General features: G+C 42.2%; 19 protein-coding genes. 7 read left to right on the top strand and 12 right to left on the bottom strand.

Annotated features, from left to right (window positions below; translation table 11 throughout):
• Nucleotides 1-210: 210 nt before the first annotated feature.
• Nucleotides 211-5,862, bottom strand: coding sequence for a hypothetical protein (locus ACT3QR_RS04300; protein ID WP_444520158.1), 5,652 nt, complete (start codon nt 5,860-5,862; stop codon nt 211-213).
• Nucleotides 5,863-6,346: 484 nt separating this feature from the next.
• Between ACT3QR_RS04300 and rpmB the strand changes: the two genes are divergently transcribed.
• Both rpmB and rpmG read left to right on the top strand, forming a co-directional pair.
• The gene (rpmB, locus tag ACT3QR_RS04305) at nt 6,347-6,583 is read left to right on the top strand and encodes a 50S ribosomal protein L28 (protein WP_057761372.1); all 237 of its coding nucleotides are present in this window, start codon (nt 6,347-6,349) and stop codon (nt 6,581-6,583) included.
• 128 nt (nt 6,584-6,711) lie between these two features.
• On the top strand, nt 6,712-6,867 hold the full coding sequence (rpmG, locus tag ACT3QR_RS04310; RefSeq protein WP_010201403.1) for a 50S ribosomal protein L33: 156 nt from the start codon (nt 6,712-6,714) through the stop codon (nt 6,865-6,867).
• 157 nt (nt 6,868-7,024) lie between these two features.
• Here the strand turns inward: rpmG and ACT3QR_RS04315 are convergent, their stop codons facing one another.
• The 11 genes from ACT3QR_RS04315 to ispH all read right to left on the bottom strand — a co-directional run bounded on the left by ACT3QR_RS04315 (nt 7,025) and on the right by ispH (nt 17,106).
• Nucleotides 7,025-7,336 (bottom strand): hypothetical protein, encoded by a 312-nt coding sequence (locus ACT3QR_RS04315; RefSeq protein ID WP_444520159.1) that lies wholly within the window; start codon nt 7,334-7,336, stop codon nt 7,025-7,027.
• 221 nt (nt 7,337-7,557) lie between these two features.
• A complete protein-coding gene (locus tag ACT3QR_RS04320) occupies nt 7,558-7,869 on the bottom strand; it encodes a hypothetical protein (RefSeq protein ID WP_444520160.1) in 312 nt (103 codons plus the stop codon).
• Nucleotides 7,870-7,977: 108 nt separating this feature from the next.
• Entirely contained in the window at nt 7,978-8,376 is a 399-nt protein-coding gene (locus tag ACT3QR_RS04325) for a hypothetical protein (RefSeq protein ID WP_444520161.1), read from the bottom strand.
• A gap of 104 nt (nt 8,377-8,480) precedes the next feature.
• On the bottom strand, nt 8,481-9,170 hold the full coding sequence (gene rpe / locus ACT3QR_RS04330) for a ribulose-phosphate 3-epimerase (RefSeq protein WP_444520162.1): 690 nt from the start codon (nt 9,168-9,170) through the stop codon (nt 8,481-8,483).
• Nucleotides 9,171-9,284: 114 nt separating this feature from the next.
• Complete coding sequence (locus ACT3QR_RS04335; RefSeq protein WP_444520354.1) at nt 9,285-9,533, bottom strand: TIGR03643 family protein; 249 nt, start codon at nt 9,531-9,533, stop codon at nt 9,285-9,287.
• 265 nt (nt 9,534-9,798) lie between these two features.
• Nucleotides 9,799-10,689 carry an S-formylglutathione hydrolase gene (gene fghA, locus ACT3QR_RS04340; protein ID WP_444520163.1) on the bottom strand — a complete coding sequence of 297 codons (891 nt, stop codon included), beginning with the start codon at nt 10,687-10,689 and terminating at the stop codon, nt 9,799-9,801.
• A gap of 69 nt (nt 10,690-10,758) precedes the next feature.
• The gene (locus ACT3QR_RS04345; RefSeq protein ID WP_444520164.1) at nt 10,759-12,240 is read right to left on the bottom strand and encodes a C13 family peptidase; all 1,482 of its coding nucleotides are present in this window, start codon (nt 12,238-12,240) and stop codon (nt 10,759-10,761) included.
• Nucleotides 12,241-12,558: 318 nt separating this feature from the next.
• Nucleotides 12,559-14,520: a molecular chaperone HtpG gene (gene htpG / locus ACT3QR_RS04350; RefSeq protein ID WP_444520165.1), complete on the bottom strand. Its 1,962-nt coding sequence runs from the start codon at nt 14,518-14,520 to the stop codon at nt 12,559-12,561.
• A gap of 484 nt (nt 14,521-15,004) precedes the next feature.
• Nucleotides 15,005-15,820, bottom strand: a complete 816-nt coding sequence (locus ACT3QR_RS04355) for a thioesterase family protein (protein WP_444520166.1) — start codon at nt 15,818-15,820, stop codon at nt 15,005-15,007.
• A 33-nt stretch (nt 15,821-15,853) separates the two neighbouring features.
• Entirely contained in the window at nt 15,854-16,102 is a 249-nt protein-coding gene (locus ACT3QR_RS04360) for a hypothetical protein (protein WP_444520167.1), read from the bottom strand.
• Nucleotides 16,103-16,149: 47 nt separating this feature from the next.
• Nucleotides 16,150-17,106 carry a 4-hydroxy-3-methylbut-2-enyl diphosphate reductase gene (gene ispH, locus ACT3QR_RS04365; protein WP_444520168.1) on the bottom strand — a complete coding sequence of 319 codons (957 nt, stop codon included), beginning with the start codon at nt 17,104-17,106 and terminating at the stop codon, nt 16,150-16,152.
• A 373-nt stretch (nt 17,107-17,479) separates the two neighbouring features.
• Between ispH and gmk the strand changes: the two genes are divergently transcribed.
• From gmk to ACT3QR_RS04390, 5 genes are all read left to right on the top strand, one after another.
• Nucleotides 17,480-18,106: a guanylate kinase gene (gene gmk, locus ACT3QR_RS04370; protein ID WP_444520169.1), complete on the top strand. Its 627-nt coding sequence runs from the start codon at nt 17,480-17,482 to the stop codon at nt 18,104-18,106.
• A 175-nt stretch (nt 18,107-18,281) separates the two neighbouring features.
• Complete coding sequence (rpoZ, locus tag ACT3QR_RS04375; protein ID WP_068403827.1) at nt 18,282-18,542, top strand: DNA-directed RNA polymerase subunit omega; 261 nt, start codon at nt 18,282-18,284, stop codon at nt 18,540-18,542.
• 337 nt (nt 18,543-18,879) lie between these two features.
• The gene (locus tag ACT3QR_RS04380; protein ID WP_444520170.1) at nt 18,880-21,078 is read left to right on the top strand and encodes a RelA/SpoT family protein; all 2,199 of its coding nucleotides are present in this window, start codon (nt 18,880-18,882) and stop codon (nt 21,076-21,078) included.
• A gap of 70 nt (nt 21,079-21,148) precedes the next feature.
• Nucleotides 21,149-21,529 (top strand): RidA family protein, encoded by a 381-nt coding sequence (locus ACT3QR_RS04385; RefSeq protein ID WP_057761400.1) that lies wholly within the window; start codon nt 21,149-21,151, stop codon nt 21,527-21,529.
• Between the two features lie 161 nt (nt 21,530-21,690).
• Nucleotides 21,691-23,979, top strand: coding sequence for a primosomal protein N' (locus ACT3QR_RS04390; RefSeq protein WP_444520171.1), 2,289 nt, complete (start codon nt 21,691-21,693; stop codon nt 23,977-23,979).
• Nucleotides 23,980-24,089 lie beyond the last annotated feature (110 nt).

The following is a 24,089-nucleotide window of genomic DNA, read 5'->3' on the forward strand; positions in this document are numbered from 1 at the left end:
TTCGCCCAATATAAAAAAATGATGACTTATTGCTGAAAAATTGCTGACAGCATAGTAAGCCGGTTATTTTAATCTTTTTTACAATACTTTGCTAAGCGAGTTAGTTGTTTTTGGTTATTTAAGGTGATTTGGTTTTTTAGAAGGCTAACGCAAAAACCCCCAACGTAGGGATGGGGGTTTTTAAATATCACTTTTAAGTATTTGCCAATATTATTCGACCTTTATAGTTCTGGTAAAACCTGCACCATTACTCACGACGCCTAACGTAGCTCCCAATTCAAACGCTTGGTCAAAGTCTAAAATATAACTGTTATAACCTTGCGATTGTGCATTTGGACTGACACCATTGATCGATACTGCATAGCTTTGCTGATACGGTGACAGTATCACTTTCGTAGTATCTTTTTCAGCATCGATATTGACACTCAAGCTATTAACACAATTTGCATTACCTGGACCAAACGGGCTAGCGTCTGCGATCCAAGGGCTGGATAAGGTATCACCGGCGATATTCAAGTCACCTTCCAAGTATGGTAGCGAGTAATTCAAGCTTTGAGTATTTTCACTACCATTTAAGAAAGTTGATGCATCGAACCTTACTGTTACCCAGTTTGAATAACGGATAGGATAACGAACTTGGAAATCAGCACGACCCTCTGCATCAGTGACAAAGGAATAGCCATCATCAGCAAATGTTCCACCAATAATAGCAACTGGATTGATCGTATCCAGCACGCCATTGTTATTTACATCATCATCATTATCTAAGATGTAGTTATATTCTGGACTGTCTTCACTCGTAATCCAGTTAGATTGTAATAATACGATAGATTTTTCAGAGAACGTTTTAGGTTCTGGCGTATTGATATTGCCTTCCCCATCTACCGTATTAGCTCCTTGATACGAAGTGCTACTATCTAGTAGACATACGTGACCTTGTGCATATTCTACTGCATAAGACTTGATAGATACCTCTTTGTTGGCCACGGCCTGTCCTGAGCCATCCATAACCGATATCGAGCCACGAACTGTGTAGTAGATATCGTCAGAAGATATTTTGTTAGCGAACGTCAATGTCGTATAAACAGCATCTTCTGACACGGTGATATTAGTGGACTTGCTACCAATATTATTAGGGTCGTTCAATAGTCGAGCGTTGAGTGTCACGCCATTAATTGGTGAGTTGGCGTTTGCCAAATACACTACACGTGCTTGACCCTTACTATCAGTGATAGCAGTTGCGGCAGATAGTCTTCCTGCTGAAGAGTCTGAAGCACGGCTAAAGACGACTGTCTGCCCTTCTACAGGCACGTCATTTTCGTCTTTAACGGTCGCAACAAGCTCAGTACTACTACCCGGCGTGATCACTGACCTTACGGCTTGGAACAGTATCTTAGCTGGCGTAGTAGCTCTAAAACGCGTATCCACGGTTGTTTGATACTTGAGCTGGCCGTTGCTCATCTCACCAAGTACTGTCGCCTGCAATACGGCGGTACCAGCAAGTGGCGAGTTCAGTACGACTGGCACCGTAATAATATTACCTTGAATATTGGCAGCCGTTATCGCTTGAGTCGAGATGACATCATTGTTCGCAAACGTCCCAATCGTTGTTTGTACTTCTAAAAGCTTACCAATAAGGGCATTCGCTTCAGCTGCAGAGTTAGTGCGAACCTGTATATTAATATTCTGGGCAACATTGACATCGTAAGAGTCTTCAATATCGATGAAGCTAATACCCGCTTGCGATACCTTAACCAAATCAATACTACTGGTACTACGCTGCGTGGTCAGTTCTCGCTCACCCACTGCTCTCACAAAGACACGTAAGTTACCATTGCTATCAAAGCTCAAATCACTTTCGTTAACTGAAAAGCTAGCTTTACCCTCTGAATCGGTGGTCGCGGTTGCATCACTAGCGATAAGGTTGCCGTCAGTATCAATGAGTTCTACGTTGGCATTTGCAATCGCAAGTCCCGTCCCATCAGTTAAAGTAGAAGACAGGGTAGTTGTAATGTTATCTTTAAGATTTTTTTCAGATGCTGTCAGTGTGAGTGTTGTACCAATTGCTGATAAGCTCAGAGACTTTTGTTCACGCACTTGCATACTGACATTACTATCTACGTCGTATTGTGGCGTGACGATTTTGGCATTGATTACAACACTATGATTGAGGCGTGCATTGATACTGTTAGCTGCTAACAATACACCCACGTCAACCCGACCACTACTATCACTCACAACTGTACTAGATGTAGTTAACGCGGCACCGCTCGACTCTAAATTTTCGATACTTAACTGTATCGGTACACCAGTAAGAATACCACCCTGACTGTCTGTGGCAATAAATGAGGCTTGAGTTTGATCGCCGCCCGTGGTCAAGGTTGGCTTATCAGAAGACGCTATTAACTGATAGCTATCGATCGTAGCGGTATCTACTGCAACGATATAGTTTTGTACCAATGGAGTGTTTTCAGCAGTGGTCGTGGTCGCTGTTAATCGTATACCAGCCTCTAGCGTTGCTTGGTTAACGTTCGCCCCATCTTCAAGAGTTAGGTTAAAGGTAGCTACGCCATCACTGTTGGTAGTAGCAGTACCGTTCGAGATACTGACACCCGTTTTTATAGGATCATCAACGTTTAACGTAACTTGACGATTGGCAATAGCACCGTCTGTATTTTCTAAACGAACAAACACTTTGAAGGTATCACCTTTGGTATTGACGACTTTATTTGCACCAATAGTAAGACTTTCAGTCGTACCAGTTGGCACAGTAGTACGGACAGTACTCGTCTGCGTCACAATATTTCCACTACTATCAGCTGCTGATAATGCTACAACAAAGCTTGTGCCTAACGCGGTCTTTTGAGCATCAGTTAAGCTGTTCGGTACTGCCAAAGTAAATACCGCTTTGCCTGAATCATCAGTAGTTTGACTACCACCTGATACTAAGGTAACTCCTTGACTTGCAATAGAGGCTGGCAGTGCAAGGAATACTTTTTGACCAGTAACTACATTACCTTTTTTGTCTTTTGCCACTACTTCAATCTGTGTATCACCACCATTTAAGTTTAAAGCATTTACTGGATTAGCGATTAGAGAAATGGCCGATGTCATCGATTGGACTTTAATTTTAACTTGCTGTTGTTCGCTAGTTAATGTTTCTTCCAAAGTAGCTGTCAATAATTTTTTGCTAAACGCTTCTTTTTGCTCATCACTTAAATTATTTGGAACTACAACATTAAAGCTAACTAAACCATTGGTGTCTGTACTAGCAGTGATATTAGAAGATCCGATTTGACCGTTTACTATTAACAGACTTGCTAGTTCAGGATTATCAAATACGAATTTCACTGTTTGATTAGTGACTTGCTCACCAGATGACAGATTATTTAGCTGTGCTTGGATAGTGGCGGTACTACCCACATTGTTTAGGATATATCCTACTTGATTATCAATATTATTAGTGGCATTCAAGATACTTAAACTAACGCTAGGCGTAGTGATTTTTACTTTTTGTATTTCTGACTTATAAGAAACATTGTTTTCAGCATAAGTTAGCTGATAGTTGATACCAGTGTTCTTTAAATCTGCTTGTTGCGCCGCTGTCAAACCTTCAGGTACATCAATAGCAAAAAGCGCCTCACCATTGAAATCTGTTGTCGCTATAGTTTGAGTGGCTGTGACACCGTACTCTAATGCTTTTGCACCTAGCTGGATAGTAACCGCTTTGTTTCTGACCGGTTGAGCACTACTCGCTTTAGTGGTTAATTTCACACCGATGTTGCCGCTACCGCCCAACACACTAATTTCTGGAGTAGTGATAGAGGCGAACTGTATACTTGTTGCTGGCTGTTCAACCTTTACTGTTTGACTGATTTTGGATTGAGTACCATCTTCGTCAGTCAGTACTGCAGTGTAAGCGATACCTGTCTTTATTAGTTGATCACGCTGTGCTTGTGTTAGGTTTTGGCTGATACGAACGGTAAACTCTGCCACGCCACTGCTGTTTGTGGTTTGTTCGTTGCCTTGAATAGTAATGCCTGTAGTAAATCCTTCGTTAATAACAAGCTTGACTGTACGACCGACAGCAGCACTGCCATCTTTACGCTTACCTAAGATTTGTAATTTGAACTCTTCATCTAAGACACTTGCGACTGCAGGTACACTTTGCGCAGTCAATGCAATATCGCTTTGTCCGATATCTGAACCAATACGAATCTTTTCGCTACTGACAGAGCTAGGTACTCCTGAAGATTCTATGATGCTTGCTGTTAAAACAAATGTTGTCGCCTTTTCTAACTGCAGTTTCTGATCTTCTGTCAAGTTGTTGGGCACTCGTACTGCATAGCTAACTTCACCTTTAGCATTGGTGGTTTGTTCTGAGTTATTTTCTAAGGTCAGTAGGGCTGCAGCAGCCAAACTTGCTGGTAAACTTGCTATTACTTTTTGTCCTTCCACTACACCGCCGCGGCTATCATTGACGCGGAAACTAATGACTGCACTGCCACCTGAGCTTGATAGCTCTTTCTTACTGCTTTCATTAAAGTTTATTTTGTATTCCGCAGTTGGAACAATGACTACGCTAGAAGGACTCGCTGTTGACGTCGAACGGTTTGGTTCTCTGAGTAAAATAGTGTAGCTAATACCTTTTTCTGCAAGCTCTTGACGTTCATTAGCGCTCAATGTTGGCGATATAGTTAATGCCACAGTCGCTTGACCATTAGTATCTAATGTCAACTGTTCACTCGCTAGACTGACCCCTTTAGAAGCATTATTTAGCTTGATTGTTGCCTTTGCACCAGCAATCTGGGTAGACACATTCGTATTTTTAGGTGAAGCAGTGATAGTCAGCTGCTGTGTATCCCCATAAGCACTAAGCTGCGTTGAGTTTCCTGAAACTTTTAGATCGTAGTCTTGAACAGGTAATGCAACATATAACTTGCTAGATACAAGCTTAGTAGCTCCACTGCTTTCTTTGATATTGATAGCATAAACGATACCTTGTAGCAGTTTATTACGTGTCGCTTCAGGCAAGTTACTATCGATCTTGAGATTAAAAGTAGCGATGCCTTTCGAATCAGTTGTTTGACTAGCAGCGTCGACAGAGACACCGTCTGTCTGATCTAGACCGAGACCGACCTCGACATCAGGAACGAGTGCACCTTTTTCATTTTTCAGTTGTACACTTATAACTGCTGTATCGCCATAAGGGTTAAGTTTATTATTGGAGACAGAGCTCGTATCAAGACTTTGAGTAACGCTCAGTTTACTTTCAACAACTTGAGTGCCATCTCCACTACCTTCTCTACTAACGGAGACTTTCAGCTCCTGCGGTGCAACAGCTGTACCATCTGCTTTGTTAGCAGTGGCCATTAAGGTAAAGCCGTTTGCGATTAATGCATCTTTATCAGCAACGGCTTGCGGGCTAAGCTTTAACGTATATACCGCATTACCATCGCTATCAGTTACTTGAGTGCTTTGACCTTCAATAGTGATGCCGTTGGTTTCAGAGCTTAATACCTTTAATGTAACTGATTTGCCAACCATCGCACCACCTGAGCCTACTTCGGCAGCTTTGACTGTAACATTAAAGACAGCCTGCTCATCAGATAACTCGATAATAGTAGGTGATGTACTGAGTTTCTGTAAGAAAAAGTCAGGTTCAACATCTGGTACTTGTTCACCGCCGTCACTACCACTATCATCCGTTCCCGGCTGCGTAACCCCCAGATCAGGTGCTGGTGCAACAGAATCTACGGTGTCACCATCACCGCCTCCACCACAACCTGCTAATGCTAATGCGCAAGTCAAAGAAGTAAGCTGGAACAACTTAGAAGTAAAAGGTAAAGAGCTGTATGACATGTTTTGACTCCGCATGAGCAGTAATTTATCTGAGCAAATAAGCAAAAAATCATTACCCAGAATCAAAAGATATTGGTAATGATACATATATTTACAGTGATACTGTTATATTAACAAATTGTATTAAATTTATAACAGCAACTTTACTGGCTTTTGTCGTAACTTACAACCAAAAATTAAACCCTACTATTAGATAATCAACAACATAGAGCGCTCATTTCAGGGTATAATGGTCCTCCTTTGATTCGGCAGTTATTGTAAAAATATTTGAGTATTCATCTGTTTTATGGTATAAATGTCGGCTTTAAAATTTTCTGAATTGGTCAGCCTGTTATTTGCCTTTAGATAGCAGCAAAACCAACTCAACCTTCATATAGTTTTGTTTGGTGCAAAGCTGCCGCTTGCTGTGTCCATGCCGCAAAAACGTGCAACTTGCCCAGACTGGTATGAGAAAAACTCATACCTCATAGATTAGGAGTTCGCCATGTCTCGAGTTTGCCAAGTGACTGGAAAGCGCCCTATGGTGGGTAATAATGTTTCGCATGCAAACAACAAAACCCGTCGTCGCTTTCTACCAAACCTTCACAACCATCGTTTTTGGGTAGAGTCTGAAAACCGCTTTGTACGTCTACGTGTGTCTACCAAAGGTATGCGCATCATTGACAAACTTGGTATCGATAAAGTGTTAGCGGATCTACGCGCACAAGGTCAAAAAGTTTAAGTTAAGAATAGCAGCTGAGTGATGACTCTCATTACTTAAGCTGCTGTTTTGCTACATTAGGTGTGGCAACTCACTCTTTAAGACACATACCTATCGTTTGAAGACCCCTCATTTACAGGAAAGCTATCATGAGAGATAAAATTAAATTAGTATCAACAGCTGGTACTGGGTATTACTACACCACTACTAAAAACAAGCGCACTATGCCTGGCAAAATGGAAATCAAAAAGTTTGATCCAAAAGTACGCCAGCATGTGATCTTTAAAGAAGCTAAAATCAAATAACCTCCATTTTTACAAATGGTGCTATTTGAACAAAAAAAGGGTTTATCAACTGATAAACCCTTTTTTTATGTCTGTAGTTTGATATTGCTAAGCTATATATTCAGCTATCCGCTTTAATTAGTGCTCAAGTTAATTAGTGCTCAAAAATAACCAAAGATCAGCTGTAGTGTGTTGGTTCTTTATCATATACATGCGCATGCCACTTACTCATTTGCTTTTGCATAATGACTTGAATCGCAGCATGAATCATATGCTGACCAATGGCCTGAGTATCGCTACCAAGTAGCTCTTTTAGTTTGTCAGAAAAATCAATAGTCATCAGCGGTGTTTCATCTTGTTCAGCATCACGCAATAACAATCTACCATCATCTGCCTCCACCAACTCTAACGTGGTTTCCTTGGCAAACCCTGCAAATTGATCGTTACTCTCGTTATCTACTTCTATCTCATTATCGATATCGTATGGCATTAATGTATTCCTTATTATCCCGTTTAGTACTGGCAGAGAAATTAGTCATTGCAAAGCAGTTATTCCTTAAAAATAAACTCATTTGGCAAATCTATCGTCTTACAGTCACGCGGGCAAATCTGTCTTACTCATACAATGGACGCTTTAACACTAGAATTCAAGGGCTACCGCATAAGTATTCGCTATAAACACAACTTGAACACCATGCAGTTCGCGTGAAATTAACGCCAATAACGCAGTTTGGCTAATGTAAATAAGAAGGCCACAAACATTCCAAGATAGTAAACGAGCTTTAGCTCAAGGCTAGGATCGCGATACTTAAATGGCAATGCAATCGTGGCCGTTGCAGTAGGAAATATCAGCAGCATCAGCAGCCAGTTTTCAATGACATTTAACCAACCTTGTAAATCGGTTCCATGACGTAATGACGCCAGTCCCATTAATAGGCAAGCGATAATTAAGCTAGTAAATAGACCATTTGGTAAGTCTTTAGGATAGATGATTTTAGCAATACTGGCTGGTACAATTCTCATATAAAATTCCAGTCATGCTTGTAGAACATGGCTTAATGATTAAAAAATATAAAATATTACGACGTTATATATAGGCGCGGAAAAGCCTTATATCTACAGCGAAACAACTTAACTATAAGTACCCATCAACCATAGCATCGATATACATGAGGTCAAATAGCCCAAACTAATCGCATTCCAACTCTCGATATGTAGTCCTTTGACTTTATTAAGTATGCGAGAGCCTAGCCAAAAAAACAGTGGAATACCTAGCATAAATGTAGGCACAATCACTGCCGCGTGACGCAGTACTGTTTCAACGTCATCGCCCACCATCAGGCGAAAGCCATAACCTGCCAAACTAAGTACAAGTGCAAATATCGCTAAGCCAATCGTAATGCCTTTCGGTACCAAACTGCGCTGCGGTGTTTCACTTGTCAGTGGTTGCCTAGACTGCTGTTTCAACGCTTCATGAGAGTTTACTTGCTCTGAAGGCTCTGTTGAACGGGTAGAATTGTTTGCGTCCATATTTCACCTTTACGTGACTGACCGTCATATAATCATAAGTTATACAGCACATCTTAATATGATTGTTGTATGGCTAATAGCATTTATTAACCATACAAAGCTCACTAGCTGTTGTTGGCTAATAACAACTCTGCGCGCATCTCATCAATAGCCGTTTTATAATCTTTTTGATTAAAAATCGCAGAACCAGCAACGAACATATCAGCGCCTGCTTCAGCAATCGCACGTATATTACTGGCTTTGATACCACCATCAACTTCCAATCGAATATCTCGACCACTAGTAATAATACGCTGACGTACCTGACGGACTTTGTCTAAAGTACTATCGATAAACGACTGTCCACCATAGCCCGGGTTCACACTCATCAATAAAACCTGATCTACTTTATCCATCACATAATCGAGATAATGTAGTGGTGTCGCTGGGTTTAATACCAAACCACACTCTGCACCGCCATCTTTGATCAATTGAAGTGAGCGATCGATGTGAGCGCTGGCTTCTGGATGAAAGGTAATGATACTAGCACCCGCCTCTAAAAACTGCTCAATCATACTATCGACAGGTGAAACCATCAGATGCACATCAATTGGCGCTTCAACACCATAGTCACGCAATGCCTTACAAATCATGCTACCAAACGTCAAATTGGGTACATAATGATTGTCCATTACATCAAAATGAATCACATCGGCACCCGACTCTAGTACTTTCTCTACTTCTTCGCCCAACCGCGCAAAATCAGCTGAAAGTATCGACGGTGCAATAAGATAAGGCTTAGCAGGACTGTTCATAATTGAGCTACCTAATTTATGTTTATATAAGATATTGATAAATTAAAAAGGAAATTATAATTGGCTCACATATACTGCGAGCCTTTTACATATTGATGTTGAATATTCGTTGAGTTAACGTGGCTTATATTGGGCTTTGCAATAAGCACGGCCAACTTCGAAAGAGCGCTTTGCCTCATGCTTGGTAGCACGATTGCTCACTCTTTGCCGCCATAAGCGAAAAGATGACGGCTTTAGCTCTTGGCGCATGAGTTCAATAACCCCAGTCTCATCGAGACCATAGCTATGCTCTATCGCACCGAATGGCGTTCTATCTTCCCATGCCATCTCTATCACACGTGAGATTTGCGTCTCATCGAGCACTCTATCGCCCGCTTCGTTGACAGTTTTTGCAATCAACTCATCTGACTTAACTTGAGACGCTTCATTATTACTAGAATTATTGGTACGTTGTTTATTTTTTAGAGCAGCATCCATGTCAGCTTGCATAGTCGCTTTTGTAGAGCTCGTATCTGCTGACGTATTCTTTGAATTAGAAGCTGTCAAATCTTGATAACTTGCCATAAAAATTACCTTTTGAGCATGAATGGAATAGCGAAAAATGTATCACGGTCGTCTATACAGCACTTTAGCTCATTTGAGCCATATGCCAATGATGTTCGATATGATCATTAATCACCGTTTGAATAAAATAATAGCTGTGATCATGCCCCGCTTGGTAGCGTAATGTTAAGGGCTGTTTTGCTTTTGCACAAGCATCTTGTAATTTAGAAGTCTGTAGCTGACCCTCTGCTAAAAAGTTATCAGCCGCGCCTTGATCAACTAAAATGCTTGAATACTGCTGACCAACCTTTTCAATCGTCTGTGAGGCGTCCGCTTGTACCCATAGAGATTTATCATCACCGAAGTATTCCGTATAAGCGGCTTGCCCCCATGCAGACTCACTGGCCGCACACACGGGGGATAAAGCCGATACGCTGACAAACTTACTTGGGAACTTAAACCCTAGCAACAACGCGCCATGACCACCCATCGAATGCCCTGTGACACCGATGCTATGAATAGGAAACTCTGAACGTAATAAGTCATATAGTTCATCAACGATGTAGCTTTGCATATTGAAATTGTCTGACCAAGGCGCTTGGATCGCATCAACATAATAGCTTGCACCTTGACCGACAAAATAGCGATCGTCATTTGGTACATCGCTGTCTTCACTACTTCTAGGTGAAGTGTCAGGTGCGATAAGTATCATACCAAGCTCGCTACATTTTTGCTGAAAATGCGCTTTATGAGTGACATTATCAGCATTACATGTCAAACCTGATAGGTACAGTATCGCAGGACAGCGTCGCCCAGCCAAGGCTTCATCAGGTAGATAAATACTAAACGTCATAGAGGTTTTGGTAGATGTCGACTCATGACTATAATAATGCTGCTCACCGTTGAAACAGCGATTTACACTTTTTTGGGTAAGCTGTTTGTTGTTCGACAAGCTATGACTATAGGAGTTTTGCATGAGTGATATCCTTTTATTTAAAATAGAACCAATGACGATGTTTAATCAATACTAAATTATACTTTGTGTTTATTCAGCAGCTATCTCTACTTCATCTACCGATAGATTAGTAGCGCTATCAGATAGAATATTAACCGTTGTAGAAGCCGCATTATTTGTAATACTAGCAACTGATGGGCGTGCCTTATCAAACAATACTTGCTCAAACGCAGGTAATGCCGTCTCCATCAAACTACCAATGACCATCTGCGGCTCTGATGGCTCAAAGCCCATGGCGCTTTCACGCTCATTAACCCGTATACTGGCATCTTTAAAAGCCGACTCAAAACTGGTATTACCTCGTAGACTTTCAGCAAAAAACGCTTGACCAAAATAGGTCATCTCAGCCGTGTTGGTGCAGCCAAACGATGCTTTGTCAGCAGCGGAGGCAGTAATCACCACCGTGGTTGGCGATGCCAATTCGTCAATAAACGAGCCTGAGTAGCAGGCAGACACCACAACCACACGCCAGCGAATACCTGATGCATCTAGCGCCTCACGCAACCATGTGGCATCTAAATTATCCATCGCAAGCGGTGGGTTTGCCAATTGGACGATATCTTGGTTACCATGTGAAGACAACGTTAAAAACAACACATCTTCATCAGCATTCATTTTCTGACCGATTTTCTTTAGGCCGCGCAAAATGCTGGTCTTAGTGGCGATTGGCTCATCTAACCAGCTATAAGTGTTGTTAATTAATGACAGTGAATGGCCGCTAGTACCAAAGCGCACATCAAAAAGCTCACGTACTTTATTAATCTCAGAGCGAAAGACGTTTTGGTCAGAGAATCCTGCAACTCCCATGAAATACCAATCGGTTTTGCCATCGATACTCGGGTCTATACTATCCAATGCTTGCTGTAATAGACGTGGCTGCTGATACAATGCCGCCTCTTCTAGTACAGGTTCTACAGGTATTTGCTTAAAGATAGGCTGGTCTGCGACATTACGCTGCCAGATAGTCAGCAATGCTACTGCGCCAACCAATACAATAATTCGCTCCCACCATGGTATCCGCAGACGACGAGAAAAAATCCAAAGCAACGCTAGCGTCTGCCACAAGAACAATACTAAAAACAGTACTGGTAAGAACGAATAACTCCAATCAGGCAACCAACCATAGCTACCAGAAAACTGAACCAAACTCTGTAATAGGGCTGATAAGGTATCAGCAACTAACCACAGTACTACTGGTACAAATACTAATGCTTGGTTACTCGCTCGCCGAGCCAAAATGATACCACCAAGCAAAATAATCATCGGCCATATCAAATAACTGACCAATCCTTGCTCATTGAATATACTGCCACTTTCAGCAGCTAACCAAGAAAATAAGACATTACTACCAAGCGCCAATAGTGCGAATACAGCAAACTGTACAAAAGTAGGTTTAACCCAAGAAAAAGCCCGTGTTGAGCCCACTAGCATCCACAAGGTTGCAATAATATTGGCAGCGAAATTAAGCGAAAAACGCTGAAGCGAGACGGTTTTTAACGACGTAAGTGACAAAGACTTAGACCTCTAGCCAGTCGAGAAAAATAAAATGACTCAATGATAACTATCTTAATGTAACAGCCGCGTGGCACAATCAGTTGATGATTTTTTGTGCAGCATGCAGACATCGATTTATATTGAATTCACGATGGAGTGATTATAGAAGATAACTAGTGCTGCTTGATATTTTAGCTCGCTAATCTATCGCGATTGTAACGGATTGTCAGTTAAGAGGATAAGGCTGATTTGTAAAATTCACTCAAACTTGGCTAAAATTCAAATAAAAAAGGAGGTCTCTTATATAAGACCTCCTTTTTTACTAGTTATTAAACATTATCTCATCAATAGCTCATTGATGCGTTTTAGGTAGGCGGCTGGGTCATCTAGCTGACCACCATCTGCCAATAATGCTTGGTCAAAAATAACTTGCGCCAGATCATCAAATTGCTCACTGCTCTCAAGCTTCTTGATAAGTGGATGCTCAGGGTTTACTTCTAGCGTTGGCATACTTGCTGGTACGTCCTGACCCATTTGCTGTAGCATCTGAATCATTTGTGGTGATAGCTCACCTTCACCAACAACCAAACACGCTGGACTATCAACTAAACGAGTAGATACTTTGACATCTTTAGCACGATCACCCAATGCAGTCTTTAGTTTATCGACAACAGGCTTGAGCGTTTCTTGAGCTTTTTCTGCTTCAGCTTTTTCTGCTTCATCTTGCAAGTCGCCTAAATCTACTGCACCCTTCGCGATGTTTTGCAGCGGTGTCTCATCGAATGAGGTTAAGAAGTTCATTGCCCACTCGTCAACACGACTGGTCATCAAGATAACTTCGATGCCTTTTTTCTTGAATAGCTCAAGTTGCGGGCTGTTTTTCGCAGCGGCTAGATTATCAGCTGTGAGGTAGTAGATGGCTTTTTGGCCATCTTTCATGCGGCCTTTATAGTCTTCAAAGCTCGTCACTAGACCGTCTTGCGTGCTGGTTGCATAACGCAATAGCTTAGCAATACGTTCCTGATTGCCTGTATCTTCACCTAGACCTTCTTTGATGACATCACCGAACTCTGCATAGAATTGGGCAAACTTCTCTTGCTTGTTACCATCTTCGCTATTGGCGAGGCTTGCGAGTAAGGTCAAGATACGGCGAGCGTTACCATCACGAATAGATTTTACATCACGTGACTCTTGTAGAAGCTCACGGCTCACGTTCAATGGCAAGTCTGCTGAATCAATCACACCTTTCACAAAGCGTAGGTACATTGGTAGTAATTGCTCAGCTTCATCCATAATAAAGACGCGCTTCACATAAAGCTTTAGACCATGCTGCTGCTCACGAGTGTATAGATCGACTGGCGCTTTTTTAGGAATATATAGTAGCTGCGTGTACTGTACGCGGCCCTCTACACGATTGTGCGTCCAAGTAAGCGGCTCATCCATGTCATAAGAGATATTCTTATAAAAATCGACGTACTCATCATCTTCAATTTCAGAGCTTGAGCGAGTCCATAGTGCACTGGCTTTATTGATTGTTTCCCACTCATCAGTGAGTACCATCTCGCCACCAGCAGGTGTGTCATCGTTTTCGTCTTCTTTTACATCTTCTTGCCAGATCTCTTTACGCATTTGAATCGGTAAGCTGATATGGTCAGAATACTTATTAACCAAACGCTTGATTTTGCTGCGATCTAAGTAGTTATCTTCGCCTTCAGAATATTCTTCTTTTAGATGCAAAGTAATCGCCGTACCGCGCGTATCTTTGCTAATAGGCTCAACAGTAAAGCTACCTGTGCCATCTGATACCCAGCGCACGCCCTTATCCGCAGGCTCGCCCGCTTTGCGTGATTCAACACTGATAGTATCAGCCACGATGAAACCTGAATAAAAACCCACACCGAACTGACCAATCAATTGACCATCTTGCTTTTGTGATTCAGACAATTTGTCTAAAAATGCCTTGGTGCCCGATTTTGCAATCGTACCTAAGTTTTCGATTGCATCAGCTTCGTTCATACCGATACCGTTATCAGTAAAGGTAATGGTTTTGGCGGCCTCATCGACAGAGATGCGGATTTTTAATTCGCCATCATCTTCATAAAGGCTATCGTCATTTGTGCCCTCAAAGCGCAACTTATCACAAGCATCCGACGCGTTAGATACTAATTCGCGGACAAAAATGTCAGCGTTAGAATATAGTGAATGTGTGACCAAATGCAGTAACTGCGCCACTTCCGCTTCAAACGTATGTTTTTTTAATTCTGGGTTCAGACCTTCAGCTTGAGTTGTTTCACTCATAAAAACTCCTTTAAATTCTATGAAAGACCTATTATCAGATAACGATATGCTCACGAAAGCTGCTCTAATAACATTAGATAACCTGCCGTATGCAATACCGTTAAACTGTCTATACTAATAGGGGCAACGAAAAAAAATTCAAGCTCAAACGTCCTATTCAATAAAAAACACCGCACTTGTTTACCAAGGCGGTGTTCTAGTATCAATCATTTGCTTAATTAGTTATTTATTTGCTCAATTACTTTTGATATAACAATCAAAGTGCAAACAACAGCAACTATTCTGAATATGCTTCTATCAAAATATCCCAAATAGTTGTCAGTTTTTTTGAAAAATTAATGTGTGTTTTCATAGTAGCCTCTAGCTCAGTCAGCATCGTCTTGTTAGATACTATTAGAACCGATTGCTATATATTTGTATAATTAATTGATCACAATATATCGTTTTATTTTTCAGAATATTAAGCTAACTGGTTCTTGGCACTTTAATGCGCCATCGGACGAATCGTCAGAATTTGCTCACTGCGACCAAAAGGTCCATGTACATCATGCAACACGGCACTAGTCAATCCTACCCCATCATCACCATACTGTTGTACGGCTTCGATACCCAACCAGCGACCTTTTGGCGCGCGATGCATATGGATTTGCAAATCAGTATTGGGAAACATCCACTCCAATTTAGATAAGCCAAGACCTAACCTTGGTACAACACCATTAGCAGTGTCGACCATACCCAATAGATGCACTAAGTCATCAGTCGGCTCGCCTTCAATCATATCCGTATCATTAGTAATCCATACCATACCGCGACCAGGACGACGGTCTTCTGTCGCTACCAAACGTACGCTTTCAATGTAGCCGCCTGGCCAGCCTTTCATGTCTTCCCAAACTGGTAATTCTTCAGGTTTATATCTTGCTGGTTGATCTTCAAGTCCGGCAATTTCACTGGTATCTTGAGTGAGAAGTCGCCATGCTCTTGCAATAATAGCATCTCGGCCACGGCTGCTCATGACCGCTTCAACCAACTCAATAGTCTTGCCTGGTCGGATACAGCGAGTGGTAATCGTAAAATCATCGAGTGGTATTAGCCCAAGGATATCAAGGCTGACACGTGCGATACGAGTATTCGGCTGCAGCGCAAAGCCATTTAATTCAGCTGTGAGTAGGCCTGTCGCTGGTGCCATGTGCTGTTCATGTTCATTCCAAGCACCTTGTGCATGTTTGGTTGGCTGATAAAGCGCCACACTGACACCATCTTCTTGCAGCTCTCGTTTGATAAATTTGTAATAAGCAGTCATAGCTATCCTATATTTGGCACTTTTTTTGTACTTTTATTTGTGAGTAAGCTCTTGTTTTCTTAGTATGAGAATACGGCGAGCTTTTTGTATGAAGAATAATAAGACAACCATTATTACTACAAACATAGCATAGAAAAAACTTTTTTCTGCCATGAACTTGACGATGTTCATAAACAATATAAAGACTACTACCGCCATTACGAGCATGTTGAGCTTCAGTTGCTTGTTAACTTCAGCGAGCGTGGCCTCTGCCAATACAAATTTGGCTTTTGGTTCTTTCATGCGAGCTTATCCATATAAATGATGGTTCATACAAATACTAATATTGATTATCTACCAACTTGGGTGACTGGAATACGCAAGGCTTTCGGCAAACTAAACGTCACATTTTCCTCGATACCAGATAGCTCACTGGGCAAGTCTCCACCCCAGTCTTGTAATTGCTGTAGAACTTCTTGGATCAATACTTCAGGCGCGGATGCTCCAGCAGTCACGCCAATACTTTGGACACCATCTAACCAACCTTTATCCATCTCACTGGCATTGTCGATTAGATACGCACGGCAATTCATACGCTCGGCCAGCTCCCGCAAACGATTAGAGTTTGATGAGTTTGGCGAACCGACGACCAAGACCACTTCACAACGACTGGCCAAATCTTTTACCGCATCTTGGCGGTTTTGAGTGGCGTAGCAAATATCGTCTTTGCGCGGGCCTTGGATACTAGGGAATTTTTCACGCAGCGCATCAATGACGCGAGCAGTATCATCCATCGATAAGGTTGTCTGAGTCACAAATGCCAAGCGTTCAGCATCTTGTACAGTCAATGCAGCCACATCGCCTTCATCTTCTACTAGATGAATCTGTCCACCATGGCGACGATTAAAACGCCCCATCGTACCTTCTACCTCTGGATGTCCTGCATGTCCTATCAACACCGCATCCATGCCATCTTGTGCAAACCTTGCCACTTCGATATGTACCTTGGTCACCAATGGGCATGTTGCATCAAACACGGTCAAATCTCGGCGCTCAGCTTCATCTTCAACCGCTTTAGAAACCCCATGAGCAGAGAAAATAACGATAGAACCATCTGGCACTTCATGAAGCTCTTCAACAAACACCGCACCGCGATTGGCTAAGTCCGATACTACAAATTTATTATGCACCACTTCATGACGGACATAAATGGGCGGCTCGAAACGTGTCAGTGCTTCGTTAACAATCGCAATTGCACGGTCCACACCAGCACAAAACCCACGGGGATTGGCAAGATAAATTTGCATAAGAAGGCCTATCATTAGATAATTTATAATTAAAACGTATTTTTGAATTTTGCTGTTCAAAATTTGGGATGAAATCAATACTCTACTTTAGCATAATTTGCTTTTATCGCTCTCTAAAATAGCTGTCTGCTCATAGCAATACTTTATGGGCAAACCCAAACATGCTTTCGAGATATTGCAAAACCAGCTTTAACTTGTATAAAAGCAGTTTATAATAACGCACTTACTATGATTTCTATCGCCATACATGATGGCGTTTTTTATTTTTTCTAGTCTTTGTTTTTGGCTGAGGCACTGCCCAATCTTTTACCGAGACATATCTATAAAAAATACTTTACGAGTTATCAAGACACCCTCTATTAGGATAAATTGCATGACAGGTTCATTATTTATTATCACTGCCGCCTCAGGTACAGGCAAAACCTCATTGGTTAAACAGTTGCTTGCTACTACTAATGATTTGACTGTCAGTGTCTCACATACCACTCGTGCACCACGTCCAGGCGAGATTGATGGTCAGCACTATCATTTCACAGATACCGATAGTTTTACTAATGGTATCAATGCAAACCTATTTCTAGAGCATGCTGAAGTATTTGGTAACTATTATGGCACGTCAGAGGAAAGTGTACGTACCCAGCTAGCGGCGGGTATTGACGTTATTTTGGAGATTGACTGGCAAGGGGCGACGCAAATCAGAAATATCTTTCCCGATGCCATTATGGTTTTTATTCTACCACCCAGTATTGCTACATTACGCCAACGTCTCTCAACCCGCGCGCAGGATTCTGTAGAAGTTATAGAGCGCCGTCTAGCTGGCGCAGTCACCGAAATGGCACAATATGTGAATGCTGACTATGTAGTGATCAATGATAATTTTGACGTAGCCTTAGCTGAGCTAAAAGCAATTATCGTAGCAGATAGACAGACGCTTGCCCGTCAACAACAGCGCTATCATCGTACGATTAACAACTTGCTAAATACTCAGGTAGAGGAGTAAACTAAGCATTAGTCGCATTTAGCAACTTATCTCTCAAGTAGATATAAAAAAGCAACGACGCGACTTGGCAAAAAATGCTATAATCTTTAGCTATTCCCCTTTATATTTTTGATATTATTTTTATTGAGTGGTGGGCAAGGTCCGCTACTAGTAAAAACAACCGAGGTAGCTATTTATGGCACGAGTGACGATTGAAGATTGTTTGGATAATGTTGATAATCGCTTTGAGCTAATTTTGGTCGCAAGCAAACGCGCCCGCCAACTGGCCAAAGGTATTGCTGAGCCTATGGTTGATGTCGATAACGACAAGCCTACGGTACTAGCACTACGTGAAATTGCCGCTGGCAAAATCACACGTGATATCCTAAATCAGCCAGAGCATAACTTTGCTACTAGTTCGTTAGATTTAGCACTGTCAGGCGACCATAGCTTCTAATAGACTGCTTGGATAAGATGTGTTTTATAGAACCAATATGTTTTTATAAAATAAGCATGCATCTTGAGTAACAATAGAGACCACAGCATAAGCTGTGGTTTTTTGGTTGTAAATATAATGTATTGACGGTTTTGGCGGCTATTTATCTCCAAAATAGACCATTGAGTTGTTTTTTTTATCGTCTACTCGCTTATCAGTTGACATTGAAAGCAATTTGCGATTAATTAGAAGCTGGCGTACTCATCCTCAAGTTTTGTATGGTAGGTCATTATTTAGACTTCACTTACTTTGGTAAGTGGCCCAATAAGTAGGTCATGGAAAATAGGATCATCATTTTATGAGTCAAACCCTACCCAAACTCAGTCATCAACTTGTAGATGACGCTCAATATAACTTGCTACGTTCAGTAGGTTATCTCACTGCTGCTGAACGCCGTGATATTGTTGACGCTTGTGAGTTCGGAGATGTTGCGCATATCAAAGACAAGCGCAAATCTGGGGAACCTTATATCACCCACCCAATCGCTGTCGCTGAAATACTAGCCGGCTTTCGCTTAGATCGAGATACCATCATCGCAGCTATTTTGCATGATACGGTCGAAGATACCGAAGTAAGTGACGAACAGATCGAACAGCGTTATGGTGCCATAGTATCTAGATTGGTTGATGGTGTGACTAAGCTGAAGTCATCTTCGCACAACAAACAACAAAACAAAGCGGCCACCTTTCATAAGATTTTGACCGCTACACTTGCTGACCCTCGTGTGCTTATTATTAAGCTTGCTGACCGCCTACACAACATGTCTACACTTGATGCTGTACGTCCTGAGAAGCAGCGCACAACAGCACAAGAAACCTTAGATTTTTATGTGCCATTTGCCCGATTGATGGGTCTGAATGATATTGCTGATTATATCGAGGTATTGTGTTATCGCAATTTAAACTCTGATATGTACAACAAGCTATCTGATAAGCTGTTACAGCATGGGCTTGGGCGTAATTTTCAGCAAGAAGCCATTCATCGCTACTTAAGTATCGTCCTCAATAATTTAGAGCTCAGTGGTTTAGTCAAAGTTTTAGACAATCGTGTAGTCATATACCGTCAGTTTTTCCGCAACCGCGGTGAAATCAGTTCGCTACTGCGTCATTATGCGTTTGAGATCGTCCTTGATAACATCGAAGCATGTGACAAACTGGCTTACTATCTAATCAAAAAATATCAGATAGATGATAACCATATTGCTGACAATATTCGTAGACCTCTACCAGGTGGCAACCAATCCCTCACTCTTATCTATAAGCGTGACAATGATGTAGTAAAAGTCACCATTTTGACCAAGCAAATGCAGAGTGCTGCAAGACTTGGTGTCATTGGTGCAGAGCACGCTTCAGATGTCAGCCAGTCAGTGATTCAGGCGTCATTACGCAACATGAAAGACCTGGTTGATGAAGACAATCTAAATGAAAACAGCCCTGACTTTTCAGCAGCAGTCTCTACCATCAATGAGCTAATGGATTACCTGCACTCCAGTAAAATCATTTGCTACAGTCCTCAAGGCCGTGCTTATGAGTTACCACAAGGAGCAACTGCTCTAGACTTTGCTTATGCTGTCGGGCCGATGGTTGGCAACGTCGCTGTTGGAGCAAATATTGATGGCACAGTGGCAAAGCTTGGTACTGTCGTGAAAAATGGACAGTCAGTTGAGATAGAAGTGAATAGTCATTCAGAACCAAAGGCTGAATGGCTAGGATTTGTGGTGACCAACAAAGCGCGTGAAGAGATCCTACGTTGGTTCAAAGATTTGTCCGTCGCTGACAAACAACATCACGGGCGACAAGCATTAGATCGTGCGCTTAGAACCCATCAAAAAAGCTTTGATGATCTGACAGAGTCGGACTGGAAAGATTTGACTGAGTGGCGTGGCTTAACAGAAAAAAATGCGTTGTTTGAACAAATAAGCTCAGGCACGCTGCTGCCACAGCTGGTAGTAACTCGTTTATTTAGCGATGAATTAAGTGATCTACAAGCAAAAGTACATAGCGATGACATGACTGAACCACAACAGTTAATTGCGAATGCTGCTGGTGTTGAGCTTAATTTCGGTAACTGCTGTCACCCAATATATGGTGATCCTATTGTGGGTCACCTATCGCGTCACGGCTTGGTTGTTCACCGACATAAATGTTTTTCCTTAGATGATATCCGTAAAGACAACCCTTATCAGGTGATTCAACTTCGTTGGCGCAGCGACAATGCGGTCAAGCAAGGTGATATCGACGAACAAGAACTAAAAAATAGTGGGAAAATTCGTTTCCCTGCTTATTTGAAGCTTTCCGTTGCGCTTAGTGATGAACAGATTAGTGAAGTTATCTATCACTTGCGCCAGCTCAATATGGGTGTAGAAACCATTGATGTTCGTAGTACTGATAGTATTATTCAGATTGTAGTGCGTAGTCGCAATCATCTAGCACAGGGTATTCGTGAACTACGCTCACTGCTAGGTTTCCCTAACATTATGCGGTTATATCAATTATAATAAGCCTGTTTGCTGACGTATAAGTTAGCAACTTTAGAACCTTCAATTAACCATATAAAAAGGATACCCTATGACTCGTCAAACCATCCAAACTGATAAAGCACCTGCAGCTGTCGGCACCTATTCACAAGCTGTAAAAGTCGGCAATACTGTCTATATCTCAGGTCAGCTTGGTTTTGATCCTGACACTATGGAGCTAAGAGAAGGTTTTAAGGCACAGGCTGAGCAAGTATTTGAAAACATCAAAGCTATCTGTGAAGCAGCTGGCGGTAGTTTGAATGACGTGGTCAAATTCAATGTATCTCTGACTGACTTAAGTGACTTTGCCGTCCTAAACGAAGTGTTTGTCGCCAACCTAAGCGAGCCATACCCTGCCCGCGCTGCTGTCCAAGTAGCCGCTCTACCTAAAGGTGGCGTGGTAGAAATTGAGTCTATTCTATATATCGAATAAGACGCTATCGAATGCTTAATATTTTTTGCTCATTATTAAGCGCTCATTTTAGCAACAGCCTATAAGATAAATCACAATAAGCTTAGCATCATGCTAAGCTTATTGGTCTCTGTTCTATTATTCTGTTCTCATATTCACCTAATAAGACTGCGAAGCCGTTTATGTTGGTACAAGTTGCTCTGCCCGTCCCCCTTTATCGGGTGTTTGACTATAGCTTACCAGCTGATATGCTTGCTCTGTCAGACAGTGCGATACCACCAATCGGAAGCCGCGTCGAGGTTTCATTCGGTCGTCAGACTTTGATTGGTATTGTGATTGCTCACATCTCACAAGACGATAGTAGCGTACCTGTAAATAAGATCAAACCCATCAATAAACGTCTAGATGCTGAGCCTATTTTGGACGCTGGTATGCTCAAGCTTGCCTATTGGTTGGCACGCTATTACCACTATCCACTTGGTGATGTATTAGCCGTTACCCTGCCAAGCCTTGTCCGTCAAGGTAAACCATTAGACTTGCTGATTACCCATTGGCGAATTTTGCCTCATGTTACTGATGATGATTTTCGAGCCAATGCTAAGAAACAAAAGCAGCAGTTCGATATGCTAAAGCTACATGGTCAACATGGCGCAAGTGAAGACGTATTGCTACTAGAAGGAATGCAACGAGCATTTCTAAAGACACTAGAAGATAAAGGGTTAGTCGAGCGCTATATTCAGCCAAAACAAGCGCATGCTCCAGTTAAACTGGCAAAAATGCCACTTGATCTCAATGATGAGCAGAAACTTGCTGTTGACGCTATTATCACTGCACATGAATCTGATACTTATACTGGTTTTTTGCTCAACGGTATTACTGGTAGTGGTAAAACCGAAGTTTATCTGCAAGCGATGCAAGCAGTACTAGAGGCTGGTAAACAAGTCCTTATTCTAGTACCAGAGATTGGCCTCACACCGCAAACGCGTGCCAGATTTGCCAGTCGGTTCGCAGCCCATATTGTGCTATTGCATTCAGGCATGACCAACACTCACCGTTTGCAAGGTTGGCAAGACTGTCGCACGGGGCATGCACAAATCGTAATCGGTACGCGCTCGGCTGTGCTATATCCATTTGCAGACTTAGGTCTGATTGTTGTTGATGAGGCACATGATGGTTCGTATAAGCAGCAAGACACATTACGTTATCACGCGGCTGATGTTGCGCTCTATCGAGGGTTACAATATAAAATCCCAGTGATACTTGGTACTGCCACACCTTCTCTTGAGCATTTAAAACTGGTCGATGATGGCAAACTAGCGGAATACCAACTGCTTACTCGTCCAGGTAATGCCAAACCTGCAACCATGCAACTGATCGATGCACGCTTGCAAAGCACCCATCAACAAATACAAGATAACGGTGCACGTTACGATACAGGGCTGACGGATGCCATGATCGGGGCGATACGGCAAACGCTAGAAGCTGGCGACCAAGTATTGATATTTTTGAACCGTCGTGGCTATGCGCCTGTTCTATTGTGTGAGGCTTGTGGCTGGCAAGCAGATTGTCCTCGCTGTGATGCTCACCTGACCGTTCACTACAATAGCCAAGCCCAGCAAAGCAATTATTCAAGCAACTCTTACTTAAAGTGCCATCATTGCGATTGGCAGGCCTATATCCCTACAGTATGCCCTGATTGTGGTAGTCAAAACCTAGATGCCAAAGGTATGGGTACGACAAGGCTCAGCGAAAATCTACACGCAATATTTGCTAACCCTCAAACAAGCAAAAATCTCTATCCGATTGTTCAAATAGACCGTGATACCACAAGACGCAAAGACAGCTGGGAAAACATTTACGAGCAAATCAATAAAGGCAACCCTGCTATATTAGTCGGTACACAGATGGTCGCCAAAGGTCATCATTTTCCTAATGTCACGTTGGTTTGCTTACCCAATGCCGATCGCGGCTTTTTATCAGCAGATTTTCGCTCACCAGAGCATACCGCGCAGCTCATGATTCAGGTAGCTGGCCGTGCTGGGCGCGGTGATAAAGCTGGCCGCGTATTGATTCAAACCCTACAACCTGACAATGAGTTACTATTAAAACTGGTCAAAGATGGCTACTTATCATTTGCGCGCGAGTTATTGCAAGAACGTCAAATGATGGGCTTACCACCTCATCGACATGCTGCATTGATACGCTGTGAAGGCAAAACATTGGCAGCCACCACGCAAGCGCTTAAAGATGCCATTGCGCATTTGCCTAATGCCCATAACCTCGCTGTTCTCGGCCCTATTGATGCACCCATGAGTAAAAAGAACAGTCGCTACCATGCACAGCTTTTGCTATTAGCTAAAGACCGTCGACAGTTGCACCATGTATTAGGACAATGGTGGCAGCCAGTGCTTGCTCTACCAAGCGCCAAATACCTCAAACTTACTTTGGACATTGATCCTGTTGGTTGGTAACTTTCATCTAAAATTTAATAGACAACGATATACCTTTCTACTCCTCTTCTTATCTGTTTACTTCGTCGTTACAGCTTCTCAAGCTTGCCTATGTTAAATTTATAACTATC

It is taken from the genome of Psychrobacter sp. AOP7-B1-25, from assembly GCF_052376195.1.
GTDB lineage: Bacteria > Pseudomonadota > Gammaproteobacteria > Pseudomonadales > Moraxellaceae > Psychrobacter.

Bases quoted from the DNA above. Each gene is read 5' to 3' on its own strand.
- ACT3QR_RS04300 (WP_444520158.1), bottom strand. From the start codon at position 5,862: ATGTCATACAGCTCTTTACCTTTTACTTCTAAGTTGTTCCAGCTTACT.
- rpmB (WP_057761372.1), top strand. From the start codon at position 6,347: ATGTCTCGAGTTTGCCAAGTGACTGGAAAGCGCCCTATGGTGGGTAAT.
- rpmG (WP_010201403.1), top strand. From the start codon at position 6,712: ATGAGAGATAAAATTAAATTAGTATCAACAGCTGGTACTGGGTATTAC.
- ACT3QR_RS04315 (WP_444520159.1), bottom strand. From the start codon at position 7,336: ATGCCATACGATATCGATAATGAGATAGAAGTAGATAACGAGAGTAAC.
- ACT3QR_RS04320 (WP_444520160.1), bottom strand. From the start codon at position 7,869: ATGAGAATTGTACCAGCCAGTATTGCTAAAATCATCTATCCTAAAGAC.
- ACT3QR_RS04325 (WP_444520161.1), bottom strand. From the start codon at position 8,376: ATGGACGCAAACAATTCTACCCGTTCAACAGAGCCTTCAGAGCAAGTA.
- rpe (WP_444520162.1), bottom strand. From the start codon at position 9,170: ATGAACAGTCCTGCTAAGCCTTATCTTATTGCACCGTCGATACTTTCA.
- fghA (WP_444520163.1), bottom strand. From the start codon at position 10,689: ATGCAAAACTCCTATAGTCATAGCTTGTCGAACAACAAACAGCTTACC.
- htpG (WP_444520165.1), bottom strand. From the start codon at position 14,520: ATGAGTGAAACAACTCAAGCTGAAGGTCTGAACCCAGAATTAAAAAAA.
- ACT3QR_RS04355 (WP_444520166.1), bottom strand. From the start codon at position 15,820: ATGACTGCTTATTACAAATTTATCAAACGAGAGCTGCAAGAAGATGGT.
- ACT3QR_RS04360 (WP_444520167.1), bottom strand. From the start codon at position 16,102: ATGAAAGAACCAAAAGCCAAATTTGTATTGGCAGAGGCCACGCTCGCT.
- ispH (WP_444520168.1), bottom strand. From the start codon at position 17,106: ATGCAAATTTATCTTGCCAATCCCCGTGGGTTTTGTGCTGGTGTGGAC.
- gmk (WP_444520169.1), top strand. From the start codon at position 17,480: ATGACAGGTTCATTATTTATTATCACTGCCGCCTCAGGTACAGGCAAA.
- rpoZ (WP_068403827.1), top strand. From the start codon at position 18,282: ATGGCACGAGTGACGATTGAAGATTGTTTGGATAATGTTGATAATCGC.
- ACT3QR_RS04380 (WP_444520170.1), top strand. From the start codon at position 18,880: ATGAGTCAAACCCTACCCAAACTCAGTCATCAACTTGTAGATGACGCT.
- ACT3QR_RS04385 (WP_057761400.1), top strand. From the start codon at position 21,149: ATGACTCGTCAAACCATCCAAACTGATAAAGCACCTGCAGCTGTCGGC.
- ACT3QR_RS04390 (WP_444520171.1), top strand. From the start codon at position 21,691: ATGTTGGTACAAGTTGCTCTGCCCGTCCCCCTTTATCGGGTGTTTGAC.